The sequence below is a fragment of the Microcystis sp. LEGE 08355 genome (assembly GCF_015207185.1).
GTDB lineage: Bacteria > Cyanobacteriota > Cyanobacteriia > Cyanobacteriales > Microcystaceae > Microcystis > Microcystis panniformis.
In genome coordinates, this window is sequence record NZ_JADEXI010000885.1 from 1 (window position 1) to 1,314 (window position 1,314).

Annotated in this window: 2 pseudogenes; both read left to right on the plus strand. The window is 47.6% G+C overall.

Annotated elements, in window-relative coordinates:
- A pseudogene (locus IQ242_RS24955) lies at positions 1-862 on the plus strand (caspase family protein); the annotation flags it as partial.
- A 76-nt stretch (positions 863-938) separates the two neighbouring features.
- Positions 939-1,314: pseudogene (locus IQ242_RS24960) on the plus strand (hypothetical protein); the annotation flags it as partial.

A 1,314-nucleotide genomic window follows, 5' to 3' on the forward strand; every position in this document is an offset into this window, starting at 1 on the left:
CTTTGCCAGTTTGCCCGATGTGGCCGCCGTGGTTAACATTGGCGAACAAACGGTAGATTGTCTCTTAAGTCGAGTTGGTAGCGAAGAAACTGGCAATTATCAGTTATTATCTGCCAATGGCTCCCTAATTATCGGTAGTTTAGGGGCGGCCAACGAAGCAATTAAATCGGGGATCAAACGACTGCAATCGCAACTAGAAACCCTGCTGGCCTGCAAATTGTGGCACTTGTTGATCAATCAAGAATCCTCCGGTTTAGCCGTCATTGTCACCCTAGAAAGCCTCGATCAAACCTATATCTCCACTGTACAAACCCAAAAAATCCCGGGTAGCAAGGGGAATAATACCGCTAAAAATGACTTAATTCTGCCCGTCGGGACAGAAATTCGCTATCAAATCGAGAATCAAGAAGAACAACCCCTCTACGCAATGATCCTTGTCCTCAACAGCGATCGCCAACCGCTTTTATACTGTTCCCGTTCAGAAAACCCCGATAATTTCAGCAATTCTAGCCCATTAGCCCCCTTTGTCGTGGCGGACAAAACCAAGGCCACCATCCCCAATTCAACCCTAGGGCATTGGAAAATTAGTCAACCCAAGGGCATCAGAGAGAATATACTGATCCTCAGTCGCCATCCTTTCCCGAACACCTTGACCCTTCTCAATGCCACTCAAAGCCTCAAGGGAGAAGCAACCCAACTGCTCACCCTGACTAACCCCCTAGAAATAGCCAGAGCTTTCTGGAGCGATCTAAAATTAGATTCAGGCTTAAAAATGGATAATTCTGGCAGTGTAATTGATGAATACGCCTTTGATCTGGGAACTTGGTCAGGTTTCCGGTTTATTTATCAAGTTATGGACTAAATCGATAGAATAATTCTTATGGAATCCTTGAAAAGAAAAGGTTAAAATCCTAACACAGCTACCCCTAAATTTCCCGATGAATCTTCTGCCCCGGACCACCCAAAGCCGCCTCAAAAAAATTCCACAAATTCCCAGTGTTTGGGAAGGAGATCGTCGTGCTTTATCCTTATCCGAGAGAATGCCCCGGGCCACCCTAGAACCAAATCAAGAAAGCGGCGGCGAGTGCGTGATCTGGGTGGATGGTAGCGAGGGCTGTGTACGCGCTATGGAAGTAGTTTCCCCCGAAACCGGGCCCGAAGCCATGGTGAGAACCTTAATCCGCGCCATCGAAACACCCCAAAATCCCGCCCGGCCAGCCAGACCGAAAAAAATTATCGTCCGCGATCGAGAAACACAGTTTTTTCTGCGCGGGGTACTGCAAGATCTCGATATCACCATCGATTATGTCCCCA